This is a genomic window from Nocardia sp. NPDC060249 (genome assembly GCF_042728755.1).
Classification (GTDB): Bacteria; Actinomycetota; Actinomycetes; order Mycobacteriales; family Mycobacteriaceae; genus Nocardia.
Genome location: NZ_JBHXAQ010000004.1, coordinates 311501 through 330397, shown reverse-complemented (window position 1 = coordinate 330397; position 18897 = coordinate 311501). Strand labels below are relative to the sequence as shown.

At 66.0% G+C, this 18897-nt stretch carries 15 protein-coding genes; 9 read left to right on the top strand and 6 right to left on the bottom strand.

The window, feature by feature from the left end; translation table 11 throughout:
- Positions 1-46: 46 nt before the first annotated feature.
- The 5 genes from gyrB to dnaA form a co-directional block, all read right to left on the bottom strand.
- Positions 47-2080 (bottom strand): DNA topoisomerase (ATP-hydrolyzing) subunit B, encoded by a 2034-nt coding sequence (gene gyrB / locus ACFWFP_RS18440; RefSeq protein ID WP_379296493.1) that lies wholly within the window; start codon positions 2078-2080, stop codon positions 47-49.
- Positions 2081-2507: 427 nt separating this feature from the next.
- Complete coding sequence (locus ACFWFP_RS18435) at positions 2508-3044, bottom strand: DUF721 family protein (RefSeq protein ID WP_245914449.1); 537 nt, start codon at positions 3042-3044, stop codon at positions 2508-2510.
- Positions 3045-3176: 132 nt separating this feature from the next.
- Positions 3177-4379, bottom strand: coding sequence for a DNA replication/repair protein RecF (recF, locus tag ACFWFP_RS18430; protein WP_379296490.1), 1203 nt, complete (start codon positions 4377-4379; stop codon positions 3177-3179).
- A gap of 24 nt (positions 4380-4403) precedes the next feature.
- Positions 4404-5579, bottom strand: coding sequence for a DNA polymerase III subunit beta (dnaN, locus tag ACFWFP_RS18425; protein ID WP_056822597.1), 1176 nt, complete (start codon positions 5577-5579; stop codon positions 4404-4406).
- Positions 5580-6365: 786 nt separating this feature from the next.
- Positions 6366-8633, bottom strand: coding sequence for a chromosomal replication initiator protein DnaA (gene dnaA, locus ACFWFP_RS18420; protein WP_379296488.1), 2268 nt, complete (start codon positions 8631-8633; stop codon positions 6366-6368).
- Positions 8634-9307: 674 nt separating this feature from the next.
- On the opposite strand from dnaA, the gene rpmH reads away from it, so the two are divergent.
- The 9 genes from rpmH to ACFWFP_RS18375 all read left to right on the top strand — a co-directional run bounded on the left by rpmH (position 9308) and on the right by ACFWFP_RS18375 (position 17514).
- Positions 9308-9451 (top strand): 50S ribosomal protein L34, encoded by a 144-nt coding sequence (gene rpmH, locus ACFWFP_RS18415; protein ID WP_082843828.1) that lies wholly within the window; start codon positions 9308-9310, stop codon positions 9449-9451.
- 22 nt (positions 9452-9473) lie between these two features.
- The gene (rnpA, locus tag ACFWFP_RS18410; RefSeq protein WP_379296486.1) at positions 9474-9893 is read left to right on the top strand and encodes a ribonuclease P protein component; all 420 of its coding nucleotides are present in this window, start codon (positions 9474-9476) and stop codon (positions 9891-9893) included.
- Positions 9890-10189 (top strand): membrane protein insertion efficiency factor YidD, encoded by a 300-nt coding sequence (gene yidD, locus ACFWFP_RS18405; RefSeq protein WP_101465063.1) that lies wholly within the window; start codon positions 9890-9892, stop codon positions 10187-10189. The genes rnpA and yidD overlap by 4 nt, the downstream gene beginning before the upstream one ends.
- Positions 10190-10193: 4 nt before the next feature.
- Entirely contained in the window at positions 10194-11273 is a 1080-nt protein-coding gene (yidC, locus tag ACFWFP_RS18400) for a membrane protein insertase YidC (RefSeq protein WP_379296484.1), read from the top strand.
- Between the two features lie 25 nt (positions 11274-11298).
- The gene (locus ACFWFP_RS18395) at positions 11299-11835 is read left to right on the top strand and encodes a protein jag (protein WP_379296482.1); all 537 of its coding nucleotides are present in this window, start codon (positions 11299-11301) and stop codon (positions 11833-11835) included.
- A gap of 84 nt (positions 11836-11919) precedes the next feature.
- Complete coding sequence (gene rsmG / locus ACFWFP_RS18390) at positions 11920-12666, top strand: 16S rRNA (guanine(527)-N(7))-methyltransferase RsmG (RefSeq protein WP_379296480.1); 747 nt, start codon at positions 11920-11922, stop codon at positions 12664-12666.
- Positions 12667-14633: 1967 nt separating this feature from the next.
- Positions 14634-15629 (top strand): ParA family protein, encoded by a 996-nt coding sequence (locus ACFWFP_RS18385; RefSeq protein ID WP_379296478.1) that lies wholly within the window; start codon positions 14634-14636, stop codon positions 15627-15629.
- A gap of 35 nt (positions 15630-15664) precedes the next feature.
- Positions 15665-16708 (top strand): ParB/RepB/Spo0J family partition protein, encoded by a 1044-nt coding sequence (locus tag ACFWFP_RS18380; protein ID WP_379296476.1) that lies wholly within the window; start codon positions 15665-15667, stop codon positions 16706-16708.
- A gap of 80 nt (positions 16709-16788) precedes the next feature.
- Positions 16789-17514, top strand: a complete 726-nt coding sequence (locus tag ACFWFP_RS18375; protein WP_379296820.1) for a GNAT family N-acetyltransferase — start codon at positions 16789-16791, stop codon at positions 17512-17514.
- Positions 17515-17573: 59 nt separating this feature from the next.
- Here ACFWFP_RS18375 and ACFWFP_RS18370 read toward each other — a convergent pair whose 3' ends face one another.
- Positions 17574-18773, bottom strand: a complete 1200-nt coding sequence (locus ACFWFP_RS18370) for a peptidoglycan-binding protein (protein ID WP_379296474.1) — start codon at positions 18771-18773, stop codon at positions 17574-17576.
- Between the last annotated feature and the right edge of the window lie 124 nt (positions 18774-18897).

The following is an 18897-nucleotide window of genomic DNA, read 5'->3' as shown; positions in this document are numbered from 1 at the left end:
CGAGGGGCCGACATGCGAGCGGGCGCGCCCACAGGCGCAGCGCCGCTTACACATCGAGGAAACGGACGTCCTTGGCATTGCGGGTGATGAAGCTGCGACGTGCCTCCACGTCCTCGCCCATCAGCACGGAGAACAGCTCGTCGGCCGCGGCCGCGTCGTCGAGCGTCACCTGACGAAGCACCCGAACCGCGGGGTCCATCGTGGTTTCCCACAGTTCCTTGGCGTTCATCTCGCCCAGACCCTTGTAGCGCTGGACGCCGTCGTCCTTGTTGATCTTCTTGCCCGCGGCGAGGCCGGCTTCGATCAGCGCGTCGCGCTCACGGTCGGAGTAGGCGAACTCCGGGTCCGAACGCATCCACTTGAGCTTGTACAGCGGCGGCTGGGCCAGGAACACGTGACCGTGCTCGACCAGCGGACGCATGAAGCGGAACAGCAGCGTGAGCAGCAGCGTCGCGATGTGCTGACCGTCCACGTCGGCGTCGGCCATCAGGATGATCTTGTTGTAGCGCAGCTTGGCGATATCGAACTCGTCGTGGATACCGGTGCCGAACGCGGTGATGATCGACTGGACCTCGTTGTTCTTGAGGACGCGGTCGATGCGGGCCTTCTCGACATTGATGATCTTGCCGCGCAGCGGCAGGATCGCCTGGTACATCGAGTCGCGGCCCGACTTCGCCGAGCCACCGGCGGAGTCGCCCTCGACGATGTAGATCTCGCACTTGCCCGGGTCCTTGGACCGGCAGTCGGCCAGCTTGCCCGGCAGCCCGCCCAGGTCGGTCGCCGACTTGCGACGCACCAGCTCCCGCGCCTTACGGGCGGCCATCCGGGCCTGCGCCGAGGACACCGCCTTCTGCACGATGGTCTTCGCGTCGGCCGGATTGGCCTCGAACCAGTGCTGCAGGTGCTCGTTGCAGGCACGCTGCACGAACGACTTGACCTCGGTGTTGCCGAGCTTGGTCTTGGTCTGGCCCTCGAACTGCGGTTCGCCGACCTTGACGCTCACGATGGCGGCCAAGCCCTCGCGGATGTCGTCACCGGTGAGGTTGCCGTCCTTCTCCTTGAGGAGCTTCTTCTCCTTGGCGTACTTGTTGACCACCGTGGTGAGCGCCGCGCGGAAGCCCTCCTCGTGGGTGCCGCCCTCGTGGGTGTTGATCGTGTTGGCGAAGGTGTGAACCGACTCGGAGTAACCCGAGTTCCACTGCATCGCGACCTCGAGCTCGTGGCCGGTGCCCTTGACCGTGTAGCCGACGACCGAGTTGTGGATGGCCGACTTGGTGCGGTTGATGTGGCGGACGAAGTCCACCAGACCGCCCGGGTAGTGATAGGTGCGGGTCTTCACCTTGTGCTCGGCCGCTTCCGCGGCGACCACCTCGGCGTCCTTGGGCGCCTCGGCGGTCTCACTGACCACCTCGTCGATGACGTCGCCCTCGGCGACCCGCTCGTCGGTGAGCTTGATGGTGAGGCCCTTGTTCAGGAAGGCCATCTCCTGCAGGCGCCGCGCCACGGTCTCGAAGTTGTAGGTCGTGGTCTCGAAGATGTCCGGATCGGCCCAGAACCGCACCGTGGTGCCGGTGGCCTTGGTCGCCTCGCCCTGCGCGAGCTTGCCCGGCTTGGCGTCCTTGTAGGTCTGGGTCCAGTGGTAGCCGTCGACGTCGATCTCGACCTCGACCTTGGTCGAGAGCGCGTTCACCACCGAGATACCGACACCGTGCAGACCACCCGACACCGCGTAGGAGTCGGAGTCGAACTTGCCACCGGCGTGCAGCTGGGTCATGACGACCTCGATCGTGGGCACGCCCTGGGCGTGCATCCCGACCGGGATGCCACGACCGTCGTCGATCACCTCGACACCGCCGTCGGCGAGCAAGGTCACCTCGACCTTGGTGGCGTAGCCGGCCATCGCCTCATCGACCGAGTTGTCCACAACCTCCCAGATGAGGTGATGCAGACCACGTTCACCGGTGGAACCGATGTACATGCCAGGGCGCTTGCGCACCGCCTCGAGGCCTTCGAGGACCGTGATGGAAGAGGCACCGTAGCCTGAATTGTTGCCCGATGCGTTGGAGTCGTTGGCAGCCACTTCTCGGTAGCTCTCCTTACTTGCTGATCCCTGGCGCAGCGATCCGGGCAGCACGCGCACGGCCCCGAAGAGCCATCAGATATCACGGACTGCACAGCACGCGCCGAGGGTTCGCCGCTGGTTACGTCACCATCCTACTGGTAAGCCCAACTTACAGTGCACCTACGACACCCCTGGCTTCGCCGTGAATGCGAGAAATCGGCAACCGCCGAGACGCTTCCGCCTCCCCGAGCATTTTGCCGATCGTAGGCGCGAATAGGGTCCGTCGCCGGACCGGCGGCCGGGAGACGCGAGATGTGCGGGGTTCCCGGCGAGTCACCGGTGTCCACATCGCCTCGAAGTTATCCACAGGCTCTGTGCACATGTCCACAACTCGGGGCGCGGGAGCGGCGTGGGCGCAACGGATCTCACCCCGGTCATCGCGCGGCTACCCGTAGGTATCGCGCGGGCCACGGCCCTTGATGTGGCGATCGCCCTTGCGCCAGCTCGGCGCGGCAGGGCCGGTGATGCGCAAGGACGTGACCACTCCATGACCCACCGCGGCATTGATCTTGGCCAGGATCTGGCTCTGCAACATGCGCAGCTGGGTGGCCCACGCGGTGGACTCGGCGGCGATCTTGAGCACACCGTTCTCCAGGGTCACCGGAGTGGCGTGGGAGGCGATGTCCTCACCGACCACCCGCGGCCAGCTGCCGAACACCGTGCCCTCGGCTACCTTGCCTGACCAGCCACGATTCTTCGCGAGCGTGCCGCTGAGCGCGCCGAGGAGCTGGGGATCACGGGCATCGGGACCCGACCCGGACCAGCCGCTACGGCGCCTGCCACCGGCCCGCAGCTTGCGCACCGGCGATGCCCTGCCCTGCCCGACGGACTTGCCACTGGCCTTGGCCGCGGCCCGTGCCTCCTCGAGCGCCCGGCGGGCCAGATCGATGCCGCGCAGTTCCGGTGCGGGTTCTTCCGGCACGGGTTTCCGCCTTCCGGTGTCGAGGGTGGCCGAGTGTGGATGGAGTCTACGCCGGGGCGCCGACGGGCTCGTCGAACACCGATCCGGCATATATCCAGCATGTTGCCGGTTTTCCACAGGGGCTGGGGATAACTATCGCGATCTGTGCATATCTTCGGCGTGTTGGACGACCTCGGGGACTATCTGTGAGGTACGGCGGTCCGCCTCGCCGCTCGTGTGCACACGCAGCGGTTCCGCGGCCAGTTCCGGCGGCACGTCCTCGGCCACCGCGGCCGTGATCAAGACCTGCTCGGCACCCGCGGCCACCTCCGCGAGCGCGGTGCGACGACGGCGGTCGAGCTCGGCGAACACGTCGTCGAGCAGCAGCACCGGTTCGGAGCCTTCACCACGCAACAGCTCGAACGAGGCCAACCGCAGCGCGAGGGCGAACGACCAGGACTCCCCGTGACTGGCGAATCCCTTCGCGGGCGCGCTGCCGAGGAGCAACTCCAGATCGTCGCGATGCGGGCCGACCAGACAGACCCCGCGATCGAGTTCCCGATTCCTGGCGGCGGCCAGCTCACGCAGCATGATCTCGTGCAGCAGCTGTGCATCACCGGCCTCGGGCGCCCTGGCCGGATCGAGGAGTTCCGGTGGGAGATAGCCGGAGCGGTAAGTGATTGCGGCAGGACGTGATTCGGGTGCGATCGACCGATATGCCTGGGACAGATGGGGATACAGGTCGTGGACCAGGCGCAATCGTTCGGCGAGCAATACGGCCGCGTGATCGGCGAGGTGCCCGTCCCACACGTCGAGGGTGCCCAGATCGGCACGTGAACGCGTGTGGCGCCCAGCGGTTTTCAACAGCGCCGAGCGCTGCCGCAACACCTTGTCGTAGTCGGCGCGCACGCCGGCGAGCCTGGGCAACCGGGCTGTGGACAACTCGTCGAGGAACCGGCGCCGCTCCCCCGGATCCCCACGTACCAGCGCCAGATCCTCCGGCGCGAACAACACGGTCTGCAGAATTCCCAGGATCTCGCGCGAGCGGCGCACCGGCGAGCGATTGATCTGCGCGCGGTTGGCGCTGCCCGCCTTGAGTTCCACATCCACGCGCAGTTCCCGCCCGGTGTTCACCACGGTGGCCCCGATCCTGGCCTGGGTGGCGCCCATCCGGATCAGCGGCGCGTCGGCGGAGACCCGGTGCGAGCCGAGCGTCGCCAGATAACCGACGGCCTCGAGCAGATTCGTCTTGCCGTTGCCATTCGCCCCCAGGAGCACTGTGCGCCCTGGGGACAACTCGAGATCGGCATGTTCCCACGAACGGAAATCACGGACCGACAGCTCACGGATGAACATGGAGGACTAGCCGCCCCTGCCTGCTCAGCCGGGCAGCCGGACCGGCATCAACAGGTAGATGTACTGGCTCTCCAGCGCCGCGAACGCGCCCGACTCGAGCACCTTGGGCTCCTCGTCGGAGGCGGGCAGCAGCACCGCGGGACGGCTGGGGGTGGTGAACCCGAAGGTGACCCGGTCGGTGTGCAGCGCGGCCAGGCCCTCGGTGAGGTAGCCGGGGTTGAACGCGATGGTGAGCGGTTCGCCGCGGAAATCGGCTTCCAGCCATTCCTCGGCCCGGCCCGCGTCGTCCCCACCCGCCGACAGCAGTACGCCGTCTGTGGAGAACTCGAGCCGCACCTGGGCACCGCGCTCGGCCACCAGGGCGACTCGCTTGATCGCCTCGGACAGCACGGCGACGGGCAGGGTGGCGATGGAGGTGTGCTCCTTGGGGAGCAATTGGCGGAACTTGGGGAATTCCGCGTCGAGCAGTCGGGTGGTGGTCCGCCTGCCGCCGTTGACGATGCCGAGCAGGCCGTCGGCGCCGCCCCCACTACCCAGCGACAGCTGCACGGGCGCCTCGGCGGCACCGAGCGTCTTGGCGGCCTCCGACAGCGTGCGCGCGGGAATGAGCACCGCGGTCTCGATATCGGAGCGGGTGGGCTGCCACTGCAGATGGCGCACCGCGAGCCGGAAGCGGTCGGTGGCGGCGAGCACCACGTCGTTGCCCTCGATCTCGACCCGGATGCCGGTGAGCATCGGCAGGGTGTCGTCGCGGCCGGCGGCGACGGCGACCTGGCCGACCGCCTCGGCGAACACGTCGACGGTGAGTTCACCGGTCTGCTGCGGCACCTCGGGCAGCTGGGGATAGTCCTCGACCGGCATGGTCGGCAGGGAGAATTTCGCGCTGCCGCAGGCGATGAGCACACGGGTGCCGTCGACGGAGACATCGACCGGCTTGTTCGACAGCGACTTGGTGATGTCGGCGAGCAGGCGGCCCGAGACCAGCACCTGGCCGGGACCGGCGACCTCGGCCGCCACGCGCATCTGCGCGGAGACCTCGTAGTCGAACCCGGAGACCGTCAGGCCGTTCTCGTCGGCCACCAGCAACACACCGCCGAGTACAGGCACCGGAGGCCGGGACGGGAGACTGCGCGCCACCCAGGCCACCGATTCGGCGAAGTCCTCTCGGGCGACCCGAAACTTCATGCTCGCAAGCTCCATCGCCCGATTTGTCCTCTCCGAGTTTCGAATCCGTGTGCGGGTGTGTGTCAGCGGAGTTGAACTGCTGTGTCGGCCGCGCCTTGAGTCTCGCACAACCAACCGACAACCAAACGGTACCCGTGCAGTGCGCGAACTCCGCATCGACCCTCCCGGTCGATTCCTGCTCGTCTGAGCACCCCGTTCCTCCTTGCCCGCTTGTGAGTGAACGACCGCCCGACTCGAGCCTCCCCAACCGAGTTTCCACACACCCTGTTTTAAAAGAGTTCTCTCTAGAAGGAGAACTGAAGTAGTAGTAGGCACTGTGGAATCTGTGGATTTCGACCGAATCCGCAGGTCAGAGCGCTTGGTGGCATGGGGATGGCCTTGGGGTGACTCGAGGATGAATCAGCGGTGGCTGTGGAGGCGTGAAGTTGTCCCCATTCCATCCTCGAGTTGTCCTCGAGTTGTTCCACCGGATTCACCCAGTTGTTCACACGTCGGGTCAGCCTGGTGGCAACGGTGTGGATTCCTCGAGGACTCCACAGGGACTCCTCGAGGAATCCACAGGCCGGATTCGGTGACATCGCAGGTCACCGCTAGTGCACAGGTGTTAGTGGAGCGTCTTGTGGATGATGTGGACAACTGCCTGTGCATGAACGCTGCACACCCTCGCCCAACACCCTGTGCACCGACCGGTGCACAAAGGTGTGGATTCCTCGAGGAATCCACAGGAATTCCTCGAGGAATCCCCAGGGCAAAAAAGAACACCGCCCCAGGTCAGGGCGGTGTTCCGGGTTGGGGATGAAATCAGCGGGAGCGCTGTTTGATTCGGGCTGTGAGTTCTTGGACCTGGTCGTAGACCCGACGGCGCTCGGTCATCTCCTTGCGGACTTTTTTCTCCGCGTACATCACCGTGGTGTGGTCTCGACCGAACGCCTGCCCGATCTTGGGCAGCGACAGATCGGTGAGCTCACGGCACAGGTACATCGCGATCTGCCTGGCCTGAGCCAGCGGACGCGCCTTACCCGGGCCGGTCAGCTCCTCGAGCGTGGTGTTGAAGTACTCGGCGGTGACGGCCATGATCGTCGCCGCGTTGATCTCCAGCGCCGCCGTGTCCGGCATCAGGTCGCGCAGCACCACCTCGGCCAGCGAGAGGTCGAGCGGCTGACCGTTGAGCGAGGCGAACGCCGTCACCCGGATCAGCGCACCCTCGAGTTCGCGGATATTGCGCTCCACCCGGCTCGCGATCAGCTCGAGCACGTCGTGCGGCACATCGAGCCGGTCCATCCGTGCCTTCTTGCGCAGAATCGCGATGCGAGTCTCCAGCTCGGGCGGCTGCACATCGGTGATCAGGCCCCACTCGAAGCGAGTCCGCAGCCGTTCCTCCAGAGTGGCCAGCTGCTTGGGCGGGCGGTCCGAGGACACCACGATCTGCTTGTTCGCGTTGTGCAGGGTGTTGAAGGTGTGGAAGAACTCCTCCTGGATGCCTTCCTTGCCCTCGATGAACTGGATGTCGTCGACCAGCAGGATGTCGGTCTCGCGGTAGCGACGCTTGAACGCGACCTTGCGGTCGTCGCGCAGGCTGTTGATGAAGTCGTTGGTGAATTCCTCGGTCGAGACGTACTTCACCCGCATGCCGGGGAACAGCCGCTGCGCGTAGTGACCCGCCGCGTGCAGCAGGTGCGTTTTGCCCAATCCCGAAGCGCCCCAGACGAACAACGGGTTGTAGGCGCGCGCGGGCGCCTCCGCGATGGCGACCGCGGCGGCGTGCGCGAACCGGTTGGACGCGCCGATGACGAAGGTCTCGAACGTGTACTTGGCATTGAGACTGGCCGACGAGGAGGACTGCGGCGGCGCCTCGGGCGACTTGTTGAAGTAGGTCGGCCAGTTGTTGCGGTTGCTCACCACGGGTTCGTCGTCGACCGGCTGCGCACCGGGCTGACCGGGGAACGGCGTGTCCTGGCCCTCGGCGTTCGGCTCCTCGGCACGAGCGGCGGCGGGCTCTTCGGAGGGCCTGCCGCGGTTCGGCGCGCGCTGCGGCGCCGGGTCGGGAGTGAACAGCGACTCCTGGCCGGAGTGGTCGCGGCGCGGTGCCGCGGCCTGCTCACGGCGAGCGGGCGGTGCGGTCTCGGGGACCCGCTGGTCCGGACGCGCGCCACGGAACTCACCGCGGCCGCCGAACTCGGCGCCGGGATAGTCGGGGACCGGGTACGGCGCGGTCGGCTCGAAATCGGTGCCGGGGAACTCATTGCGGTCGCCCTGGTACTCGGCGGACTGGCTGAAATCGGACGGTGCCTGCTGGTATTCCGGCTGCTGGCCGTATTCGGAGGGCGGCTGCTGGTACTCCGGCTGCTGGCCGTACTCCGACGGTGCCTGCTGGTACTCCGGCTGCTGGCCGAATTCCGACGGGTTCTGCTGGTACTCGGCCTGTTGCTGCTGGTACTCCGGTTCGGCCGGGTACTCGCGGTGCCCCGCGTAGTCGTTGCGCTCGCCGTACTCGCCGGCCTGCCCGGGGTACTCACGGCCGCCGTAGCTGCTCGGGTACTCGCCGTTGGCCGGATAGTCGGGGGACGACTGATAGTCGTTGCCGTACTCGCTGCCCTGGCCGGGGTACTCGCCCGCGCCGTAACGCGGCCTGCCGTACTCACCACGGGCGGCGTAATCGGGAACACTGAAATCGGGACCGGGATAACCGGCGGGCGGACGCACCTGCTCGCGCGGACGCTCCGGCCTGCTCGTCATCCTGGCGTGGCGGGGCGAACTACCGGCCCGCTCCCCCGCGGCCGGGCTCGGCGCGGCGATGCGCACCCCGAGTCCTTCCACCTGGGGACCGAGTCGACGGCCGAGCGATCGCAGGATCGGCTCACGCAGATCACGCTCGATCGCCTCCTGCGCCAGCGAGGACGGGACCGACAGCAACGCGAAACCCTGCGCGACGGTGAGTGGCTTCACCAGCTTCAACCAGGCCTGCTGCGCACGACTCACCGCGGGGATGGCGCCGTCGGCAGAGCCGGTGGTGAGCTCGGCAACCACCTCCGGCCACACTGTGGCCAGCACGTTCTGCTCGTCGTCCATACAGCGTCCTCCCCGGACCGGTTTGTTTGGAGCCCACGGTCTTCGCGCACGCCGGAAAGCACCCGTGAACAGGTGTAATCCAGTGATCCTGCGTACAACCGAAGCCGGTTCGAACGCTGTGGCCCGGTGATCGGCGGACTACGGCGCGGGCACCGACGGCCTTACGAATATGCCACTGCGGCCGTCTGTCCACATAATTATCCACAGATGTGGACAAACCTGGGGATAAAGGAATTCTGCCAGCGTGTGGCAGTGAATGGGGCTGGACCTGCGGTTCTTCAGCAATCCCCCGGCTACAGAGGCTAGCTGGCCGCGCCGCGTAACGCCAGGGGTGTGGAAGAACTCACGAAAAGTGGCCGCATGCGTCACTGTGTCCCGGGCGTGTCGTGCCTGGTCGGGTTCCGTCCATGGCGAACAAGCGCCGAGCCTCGGGCCTGTCGAGGCGTCCGGTAGCCTTGACCCTGTGCCGGTGACAGGTACGTGGGGGCCGAGTTTGACCCGTCCCTTCGGGGTAAGTACCCTCGTACAGTCACCCCTTGGCGCGGTTGGCGGCTGTCTGCTGCACATCGATCGCCAAGGCAATCTGTGCGTAGACCGCGGTCCGCAGCGCAGACAAATCATTTGTACAGACTTCGGGCGCCGAATGGTGCCCACTTACTACAGGAGTGTTGACCGTGGCCAAGGGCAAGCGGACGTTCCAGCCGAACAACCGTCGTCGGGCGCGCGTCCACGGCTTCCGTCTCCGGATGCGGACCCGTGCGGGCCGCGCCATCGTTGCGGCGCGTCGCCGTAAGGGCCGTACCGAACTGACTGCCTGATCGCGCGTAGTCGGACGCTCGGGTGTTGCCTGAGCCGTATCGGTTGCACCACCGTGCCGAATTCTCCCGCACGGTGCGCCGCGGTCAGCGAATCGGGAGGCGAGATCTCGTCGTACACGCGCTCACGCACGCGTACGACGATGTCGCCGACGGCGGTTCTCTGATCCGCGTAGGTGGTCCTCGGTTCGGACTGATTGTCAGCAAGGCGGTGGGAAACGCGGTGGTTCGCCACCGGGTGGCCCGCCGCCTGCGTCATATGTGCGCCCAGGTGGTCGATGAACTGCCGGTCGGCACCGATGTCGTGATCCGGGCACTGCCCGGCGCCGCCACCGCCGATTCCGCCGAGTTGCTGCGCCAGCTGCGCACCGGCCTGCGCAAGCTCGGCTTGCGCGGGGAACCGGAGCTTGCGCTCGGTCGCACCTCGGCCGGTGAACGGCGATGAGGACCCTCACCCGCCTGCCCGCGAAAGCCCTGATCGCCCTGATCGAGCTCTACCGGACCTATGTCTCCCCCACTCGGATGCCGATCTGCCGGTTCACCCCCACCTGCAGTGAGTACGCGGTGACTGCCTTGCGTACCCGCGGGTTGGTCGTCGGATCGGCACTCACGGTCGTGCGGCTCGCGAAATGCGCGCCCTGGCACCCTGGAGGGTGGGATCCCGTGCCAGAGCGCGGGTCGAATGCCTGCACAAAGTCATCGCCCGCGCTGATCGGCGATACGAACGACGGGAGTACCTAGAGCCGTGCTCGACATCATCTATTGGCCGGTATCCGCAATTCTGTGGTTCTGGCACAAGGCCTTCGGCTTTGTGTTCGGGCCTGACAGCGGTCTCACTTGGGCGCTGGCGATCGTGTTCCTCGTGTTCACGCTGCGCCTGGTGCTGTACAAGCCGTTCGTCAAGCAGGTACGCACAACCAAACAGATGCAAGAGCTGCAGCCTCAGATCAAGGAGCTGCAGAAGAAGTACAAGAACGACCGCGAGACCATGGCGAAGGAGATGCAGAAGCTCCAGAAGGAGCACGGCTTCAACCCGCTCATGGGCTGTCTGCCGGTCCTGGTGCAGGTGCCGGTCTTCCTCGGTCTGTTCCATGTGCTGCGTTCGTTCAACCGCACCGGCCACGGCTGGGGCCAGCTGGGCATGTCGCCTTACGACAACGCGCACACCGCGAACTACATCTTCAGCGCGACCGACGTCCAGTCGTTCCTGAGCGCCCGCATCTTCGGTGCGCCGATCGCGTCCTTCATCACCGCGCCCGCCAGTGAGATGCAGGCGTTCGCCGATTGGGGTGGCACGCCCACCAAGCTCAACATCGCGATGGTCGCCGTCCCGCTGATGATCATCGCCGGTCTCGCGACCCACTTCAACGCTCGTGCTTCGGTGAATCGGCAGACGCCCGAAGCTGCCGCCAACCCGCAGGCCGCCATCATGAACAAGCTGTCGCTGTGGGTCTTCCCACTCGGCGTGATGGTCGGTGGCCCCTTCCTGATGATCGGCATCCTGATCTACTGGGTGGCCAACAACATCTGGACCTACGGACAGCAGCATCTGGTGTTCGGCCGGATGGACAAGGAAGAGCAAGAAAAGAAGGCCAAGAAGCTGGAGCTGCGTGCGCAGAATGCGCCCAAGCCCGGTGCCAAGCCGGTCGACGTCCGCAAGCGAGTGCAGGACGCCTCCGCCGAGGATCAGTCCTCGACCAACGGCACCGCCGCGAGCAACGGCACCGCCAAGCAGTCGGCCAAGCAGGGCGGCGCCAAGCGCAAGTCCGGCGGGCAGCAGCGGCCGGGTAACCGCGGCCGTGCGAACCAGAAGCGTAAGCGCTGAGACGCGATCGGATAGAGGGAATCCAATGACTGTTGAGACCGAGACCGACGGAGGGGACGCCACTGTGGCGACGACTGCTGCTGACGTCGTGAACGACGCCGAAGAAGCGTTGATCGAAGAGGGCGAGATCGCGGGCGACTACCTCGAGCAGCTACTGGACGTGCTCGACTTCGACGGCGATATCGACCTCGATGTCGAGGGCGACCGCGCCATCGTGAGCATCGACGGCGGCCGTGATCTGACCAAGCTCGTCGGGCGCAACGGTGAAGTGCTCGACGCGCTGCAGGAGCTGACCCGGCTCGCCGTGCAGCAGGCGACCGGCGTGCGTAGCCGGCTGATGCTCGATGTGGCCGGTTGGCGTGCGCAGCGCCGGACCGATCTGAGCGAGATCGGCGTCGCCGCCGCGAAGCGGGTGCTGGAGTCGGGCGCACCCGAGGCGCTGTCCGCGATGACTCCGTTCGAGCGCAAGATCGTGCACGACGCTGTCGCCGATATCGATGGTGTGGCGAGCGAAAGCGAAGGCGTCGAGCCGAATCGTCACGTGGTGGTAGTGCCCGAGTAGGCTGACTTCCGCCGTAACCACGAACGATGTGATTAGGCCTCCGGTCTCGGACCGGGGGCTTTTTCATTGCCATCACTCGGAAGGATGTTTCACGTGGAACGAGAACTGGGTGCGCCGTCCGACGAGCTGGAACCGCCCGCCGCCGCTGCCCGCGTGTTCGGTGACCGATTGGACATCGCCCGCCGGTACTACGCGGCGCTGGCGACTGCCGGTGTGGAACGCGGTCTGATCGGTCCCCGTGAGGTTCCCCGGCTGTGGGAGCGCCACATTCTCAACTGTGCCGTCATCGGCGAGCTGATCGATGAAGGCGCTTCGGTGGTCGATATCGGCAGCGGTGCCGGACTTCCCGGAATCCCCCTCGCGATCGCCCGGCCCGACCTTCGCATCACTCTCGTGGAACCGCTGCTGCGGCGGACGATCTTCCTGAGCGAGTTCATCGAAGAAGCGGGATTGGATGTCACGGTGGTTCGCGGTCGGGCGGAGCAGTCCGGCGTGATCAAGGAAGCGGGCGGCGCGGATGTCGTCACTTCGCGCGCGGTGGCTCCGCTCGCCAAACTCGCTCACTGGTCGCTCCCCCTTCTTCGCGACCACGGTCGCATGCTTGCTCTCAAAGGAACCAGTGCCGCCGAAGAACTCGAGCGCGACGGTGCCGAGCTGATTCGTGACGGTGCGACCGATCTCCGGGTTGTCGGGTGTGGCGCCGGCATCGTGGAAATCCCCACTCTTGTCATCAGTGCCGAACTACTCCCCCGTGCCGAGCGTCCGACTCGTCGCAGTGAACGGAAGGCCGCCGGAGTGGAGAAGAAGGCTCGGAAGCGTCGCGAATCCTGATCGACCTGAAATCTCTTTCATCTAGCCGGTTCGCGCGTTTCGTAACGTGACGAATTTTGCCGAGGGTCGTTGCATGGGCTTGGGGCGGGTCTATTCTTGGTAGTTGCGGATGGGTGTCGCGTTCGGGGAGTGGAAGTGTTTCACGTGGAACGCGACTACCCCTCTCCTCTTCGTTGTTGATCGAACTTTGTGTGCATCGTGCGGACTTCGCCAGTCGGGTTGGTCGTGGTGGATTCGCTCGGTCGGTTTGAATCGGGGAACGCCATCTGTTCGGGAAGTGCGTTGGCTGTGAGTCGGGGCAGGTCTGGTGAGATCGGATCTTCGGCTCACGGGTCGGGGTGATCGTCGGGCGTCCGTTGGGTGGGGTGAGCGTCGGCGAAGTCGAGGGCGAAGATCTGGTCGTGGCACTTCCTATGATGGAAGTTGCCGAGAGCGAATGTGTTCGACAGTTGGGTGTTGCCGATCAGCAATGGGCGTTGGTGTCCGATCGGAAGATGTGTGGCATCGGGTCTTCTCGGCGGCGGCTGGGTTCCGCTTCTCTAGTTGAGTAGCGCCACGGTGGTCATCGCGGGCGACTCGTTCGGTCGGACGCTCGTCGACCGCTGGGTGTGTGGAGATCGGTGCGGAGATAGTCCGGTGGTGATCGGGCGTCGTTCGGTCCATGTCGGGGTGGGGTCAGAAACTAGGCGGGTCGGATGTCGGTGAGATGGGGTGGGGCTGTGAGCCGATGATTCATGTGGAGCTGTGTGAGATGGGCTCGGGGCGAGCGGTGAATTGCTTGGGGTGCTGGGGGCGCTTCTCCGTTGACTCCGGGGTGCGTGGGTGATGGGGAGTGCGGGTGGGATTTGTGGCTGGGAGTGGGTGTTCGGTAGTCCCAGGACGGTTTGAGGCTGTGTTTGTTGGCGCGCTGGCGCGCGCGTGTCCGCGGCCCTGAGGGGCCGCCGGTTAGCGCTCGAGACTCGCGCCTTCGGCGCATGCGCTTCGAGCGCTAACCGGCGGCCCGGCCGCGGACCGGCCACTTCGTGGCCGCCGCTCCCTAGGGGTCGCGGGTGCGGGGTTGGGAGTGCGGTCATGGCGGAGCTGGGGTCGACGGTGTGATTGGTGAGGAGGCCAGGTCGATGTTTGGGGTGGGTGGGGTGGCGGGGCGGAGGAGTTGCGGGAACTGAGCGGGTGGTTGCGTGGTGGTCTGGGTGAGGGGTTGGGCTGAGGCTTGAGGGTGGCAAGGGTGGCGGGGCCGGGTTGCCGCGGGCTCGAGGTTGGTTGCGCGGGGTGTCCGCCGGCGGTCTGGGTGGGCGGGGTGGTGCTGGAGTGAGGATGGCGGTGCGGCCCGTAGAGCGCAGCGGGTGGGATGTAGGGCGGGTGGAGGATTGCCAGTCGGTGTGCTGACTTCGCGGGTGCGGCTGGGAGTCGGGTAGGGGTGGGAGTTGGGGATTGTTGGTGATGTCAGCCCGGCTGGATGTCAGCCCGGTCGGATGTCAGCCCGGTCGGATGTCAGCCCGGTCGGACGTCAGCCCGGTCGGACGTCAGCCCGGCCAGATGTCAGCGGGCCGGATGCCAGCTTGGACGGATGTTGGGTGGGGGCTGACGATGCTCGCCCTGGTGTTCGGCTTGGGATGTTGACCGGGTTGGCTCGGGAATGGGTGGGGGTGGGAGCCGTTGAAGGGGGCTGATCCGCGGGGGCCGGAACGCGCGGCGGGCATCGGATTCTTGTGGACCACTTCCCTGTTGTTTCCCGTGAAACATCGATCTCGGGTGTTAATTCGTGAGTGTTGGGTGTGTCCTTGTCGGCGTGCCGCGATTCAGCTTTCCTAAGTGTCTTGGGGCTGGCAAGCTGTCAGAGTCGGGCGGGAGTGAGCCACCCTCCTCGAGTCTTCGAGTTCTCCACCGACACAGTTAGTTTGTGACGACACGGCGCCGACGTTCGTCGGGGATACGTGATCTGAAGTTTCTCGGGTTAGGAGCAATCTATGTCGAGCGGTCCGGCGAATGTTTCACGGGAAACAGCGTCGCGGGTCCCGGGGATGCTGGATTCCAGCAGCTTCGACGCGGAGACGTTCGGGAATACTCCTTTCGGGCATATCTCCCCGGCCGAGACCCCGATCGCGGCGGAAGCGCAACGCGCCAGCCAGATTCTGCATCCAGGAAAGGTCACTGTGCCGAAACCTCGCGAGCAACGGATCATCACTATCGCCAACCAGAAGGGCGGCGTCGGTAAGACGACTACGACGGTCAATCTCGCTGCGGCGCTAGCGCACCAGGGAATGACGGTCCTCGTGGTCGATCTTGATCCGCAGGGGAACGCGAGTACGGCGCTGGGCGTCGCACACAACTCGGGTGTGCCGTCCAGCTACGAGCTGCTGATCGGCGAAGTGACGGTCAAGGACGCGATCCAGGTGAGCCCGCACAGCGAGCGACTGCTGTGTGTCCCGGCCACGATCGACCTGGCCGGTGCGGAGATCGAACTGGTCTCGATGGTCGCCAGGGAAGGTCGATTGAAGACCGCGATCCGCGAGGCCGGCATGGTCGGCTTCGACATCGATTACGTGTTGATCGACTGCCCACCCTCTCTCGGTCTGCTCACGGTGAACGCGCTCGTGGCGGCCAAGGAGGTGCTGATCCCGATCCAGTGCGAGTACTACGCGCTGGAGGGCGTCGGACAGTTGCTGCGCAATATCGGGCTGGTGCAGGCGCACCTCAACCCGGAGCTACACGTGTCGACCGTCCTGCTGACGATGTACGACGGCCGAACCAAGCTGGCCGACCAGGTGGCCGAGGAGGTACGCAACCACTTCGGCGACGCGGTCCTCAAGTCGATGATCCCGCGCAGCGTGAAGGTCTCGGAGGCGCCGGGCTACGGGATGACCGTGCTCGATTACGATCCAGGCTCGCGCGGTGCGATGAGCTACATGGACGCGGGGCGCGAGCTCGCCGCTCGTGCGCAGCTGAAGCAAGACGCGTCTTAAAGCGTGAGTTGGAACGAGGAAGGGATCGGTAGCCGATGAGTCAGGCGAAAAAGGGCGGTCTCGGTCGCGGGTTGGCCGCATTGATCCCGACGGGTCCGGCCGTGGCGCCGGGCCTGAGCAGTGCCGCCGCGAGCGTGATCGGGATCAATCCGATCGGCCCCCAACCGGCCGAGGCGTTCCTGCATCGTGTTCCGGACGCGGAACCGGAGCCCGCACCCGAGCCCGAGCCCGAATCCGATCTGGTCTCCCCCGGCGGCGCGGTGTACCGCGAGGTGCCCGCGGATTTGATCGAGCCGAACCCGAAGCAGCCGCGTCAGGTCTTCGAGGAAGACGCACTCGCGGAGCTCGTGCACTCGATTCGCGAGTTCGGTCTCATGCAGCCGATCGTCGTGCGCCGCGTCGAACCGGGCGTCGACAAGTTCCAGTTGGTCATGGGCGAGCGCCGCTGGCGCGCATGCCAAGAGGCCGGACTCGCCACGATCCCGGCGATCATCCGGGACACCGACGACGGCTCGATGCTGCGCGACGCGCTCTTGGAGAACATCCATCGCGTGCAGCTGAACCCGCTCGAAGAGGCGGCGGCCTATCAGCAGTTGCTCGAGGAGTTCGACGTCACGCACGAGGAATTGGCTTCGCGAATCGGTCGCTCGCGGCCGGTGGTGACGAATATGATTCGTTTGCTGAAGCTGCCGATTCCGGTGCAGCGTCGGGTGGCCGCCGGGGTGCTCTCGGCCGGGCACGCCAGGGCGCTACTCGGCTTGGATGCCGGCGCGGACGCACAGGAAGAGTTGGCTGCACGAATCGTCCGTGAGGGAATGTCGGTTCGGTCTACCGAGGAAGCGGTGCAACTCGCGAACCGCGAGCCCTCGCCGGCCGCTCCCCCGGCGCCGAAACGGAAACCGATCCACATGCCGGGTCTGCAAGATGTTGCCGAAAGACTTTCGGGGTCCTACGACACCCGGGTCACGGTCAGCCTCGGCAAGAACAAGGGCAAGATCGTTGTCGAGTTCGGGTCCGTCGAAGATCTCGAGCGCATCGTGGCGCTGATGGAGCAAGTCGGCCCCGAAACGTCACTGTGACTGGAAGAGGCGGCACGTACTGTGGATAGTGATGTGGCGTGAGCGTGGATGAATCCGACAGCTGGAGGCTGAACAGAGCGGTGTCGACCAGCGTCACGGCTTTGACTCTCGACGGGCTCGGTCAGCTCCCGGCGCACACCCGGCGGTGTGTGTTCTGGGAGCTCGACCCGGCCGTCGCCGCGGACTCGCACGCCTTCAGCGATCCGGTCTTCGAAAAGGAAGCCTGGCTTTCGACGGTGATGCTCGAGTGGGGGTCGTGCGGGCAGGTGGCCCACGTGGACAACAACCTCGCGGGCTGCGCGCTGTACACGCCCCCGAGTGCCGTGCCGCGTTCCGCCCTGTTCCCCACCTCCCCCGTAAGCCCGGACGCGGTCCTGCTGACCACGCTGCAGGCCGAATTCCCCTACGATGAGGCCGATGTAGCCCATCGCCTTGTTCAGGCCGTGGTGGCCGATCTGGTGCGTCGTGGCGTGCGAGCGCTGGAGGCCTTCGGTATTCGCAACGGCCCACCGTCGAGTTCGGTGGCCGATCGCGGCTTCGGCTCGTCGATGCGGCTGATGGAACGGATCGCGGCGCCGCTGCGGGACCCGTCGTCGGCGACGAGGTGTACTCCCGAAACCTGCATGATCGACGCGGATTTCCTCGCCGATGTCGGTTTCGAAGTGGTGGCCCCGCATCACCGCTTCCCCCGGCTGCGTCTGGAACTCGACTCCGATCACGGCTGGAAGGAAGATGTCGAGCGCGCGCTCGACCAACTCCTGGCGGCGGCATCGATGGAACCGCCGTCGCGCGTCGGCGCGCACTGACCCGAGACAACAAAGAACGGCCCCGCGGAAAACCGCGGGGCCGTTGGTCTTGTGCGGGGCTAGACGCCGTTGCCCACGTCGGCGGCCGCCAGTTCTTCGGCGAGCAACTCGGCGAAGGTGTAGGTGCCGGTCGGCTGGTCGTCCTGGCCGAGCAGATAGAGCCGCTTCACCGAGATGAGAATCGCTTCGGCGATCACGTCGCGCATGCGCGGGTTGGTGAGGACCGAGGCGTCGTAGTCGTTGGTGAGGTAGCCGAGGTCGACCTGCACGGTCGGCATCTTGGTCAGGCGCAACAGGTCCCAGGTGCGCTGATGAGTCCGGCAGTCCTGCACCGAGGTTCGGGCCACCACTTCGCGCTGGATGAAGCCGGCCAGCACCTGACCGATCATCGACACCGAACCGTGCGAGTTGCCCCAGTAGAAACCGGCCACACCCTTCGCGGACGGGTTGTCACTGGTCGCGCAGCGCAGCGAGATCATCAGATCGGCATCGAAGGCGTTGGAGGTGTCGGCGCGTTCGACATCGGTGGGGTTGGCGCCCCACGGCCGGGACAGGAAGGTTTCCATGCCGGTCGCGGCCATCCGGCCCTCGAGCCGGGATGCCAGATCCCACAGGATCTCCGACTCGAAGACGTCGCCGAATTCGGTGGGTACCGCGAAACCCTTGTCGGTGCCGCCGAATCCGGGATCGATGACGATCCGCTTGCCGGTGAGCTGCGGGCCCGCCCGATGCACCACTTCTTCCTCGGCGATGCGATGCGGGTTGCCCCCGGTGACGCGCGCGCCGAGCAGATCCAGCGAGCGCAGGGTGTCGGGTCCGCAGATACCGTCGGCGGACAGGCCGATCTCGCGCTGGAACGCGCTGAGCCCGTCGTGGGTGTGCGGGCCGAAGTGCCCGTCCACCCGGTACACGTAGAAGCCCAGATCCTGCAGCTTGCGCTGCAGGGTGGCCACGTCGTCACCGTAGAGCGGCGCCGACAGTTGGTAGATCAATGTGCGAGCACCCAGCCGGTAGGAGGCTTCCTTCAGCGCGCGATAGGTGGCCGGACCGACCACCCCGTCGACGAGGAGACCGCGTTGCTGCTGGAACGCGCGGATCGCCGAATCGAGGGGCCGATCGAACACTGCCTCGGTGTCCTTCCAATACTCCGGTCCGTCAGTGGATTCGACGTGCGGGAGATGCAGGAAACCGAGGCTTGCGAGGGTGCTCCGAACCTCTGCGACGGCTGGTCCTGAATCGCCGTGACGAAGTCGGTGCATGCGTGAGAGCCCTTTCCTTCGGCCGGAGCGTGGCGTCAATTGTCGCAGACCCGGGCCGCTTTGCGGGAATCCCGGGTGCAGGCATCCTACGGCGCGTCGGCCGGTAGGAGGCGCTTTTGTCGGA